Raw genomic sequence first — 576 nt, 5'->3', positions numbered from 1 at the left:
GGTGTGGGGGGGCAGGAGGGCCAGCAGCTCGCGCCGCACCCGGGCCGGGGTGGGCATGGGCGAGATGCCGGTGCGCAGCGTGAAGATGACGATGGAGAGCGCCCCCGCGAGGAGCAGGGCCCAGAGCAGCAGGAAGAGGAGGGTGCCCGTCGTGCTCACCGGACCCGCATCATCGCGCGAGGAGGCGCTCCGCGGGGCCCTACTTGCGAGGGTGGCCCGCGTCCGCGTGGAGCGCGTGCGAGGACGGAGACGACACCCGGGTGGGGGCGGGTTCGGCGCCCTCGAACAGGGTCCGGCCCAACATGAAGCAGAAGACCACGCCCACCGACAGTGCCATCACGTTCCAGTAGTACGCCATGGGCGCTGAGCCAAAGCATGGACCGTGCCGACCCCGACCCCCACTCAGGAGGGAGGGGCCGGAGTGCCCCGGTTGTGACCTCGGGCGCTACAGCGGTGGGGACAGCGTGGCCCCGGGGGCAACAGGCGTTGCCGCCGGGGCTCCATCCTCGGAGGACCCACGGCTTCACCCGGAGTCTCCGGGCTTCGAGCTTCGGCCGCTTCAAACGGAGGGGGCGG

Annotated in this window: 1 protein-coding gene; it reads right to left on the bottom strand. The window is 72.2% G+C overall.

Annotation, left to right across the window (positions count from 1 at the left end; all coding sequences use genetic code 11):
- Positions 1-199: 199 nt before the first annotated feature.
- A complete protein-coding gene (locus D7V97_RS45185; protein WP_158623582.1) occupies positions 200-358 on the bottom strand; it encodes a hypothetical protein in 159 nt (52 codons plus the stop codon).
- Between the last annotated feature and the right edge of the window lie 218 nt (positions 359-576).

The sequence above is a fragment of the Corallococcus sp. CA053C genome (genome assembly GCF_003611675.1).
GTDB lineage: Bacteria > Myxococcota > Myxococcia > Myxococcales > Myxococcaceae > Corallococcus.
Note: the sequence above shows the minus strand (reverse complement) of the source record. Positions and strands in the feature narration are given on the sequence as shown.

What these genes read in the sequence shown, in the direction of transcription:
- D7V97_RS45185 (WP_158623582.1), bottom strand. Translation starts at nt 358, where the DNA reads ATGGCGTACTACTGGAACGTGATGGCACTGTCGGTGGGCGTGGTCTTC.